Raw genomic sequence first — 233 nt, 5'->3', positions numbered from 1 at the left:
ATCTGGCTCACGGTAGCTACCGACGACAGCGGCACCGATCGGTGCATCAAGAACGTGGGCGATGCGCGATATCTCACAGATCCCGTCTGCGGCATCCCGCAGCTTCTTCAAATTCTGGCCGCTGATCACGTTCGGGAATGCATAAATGGTTCCCAGCTTCGAGAAACTGGCGGGTCTTTCTGTTGTGGGGCCAGTATAGGCTGTCGGCTTTATTGGAGCGGCTTTCAAAACGG

General features: G+C 55.8%; 1 protein-coding gene. It reads right to left on the bottom strand.

Annotated features, from left to right (window positions below):
- The coding region (locus N8L39_RS09455) for a hypothetical protein (protein ID WP_261039409.1) at positions 1–233 on the bottom strand (233 nt) is incomplete at both ends.

This window comes from Streptococcus mitis (assembly GCF_946190285.1).
GTDB classification, from domain to species: domain Bacteria; phylum Bacillota; class Bacilli; order Lactobacillales; family Streptococcaceae; genus Streptococcus; species Streptococcus mitis_CP.
Note: the sequence above shows the minus strand (reverse complement) of the source record. Positions and strands in the feature narration are given on the sequence as shown.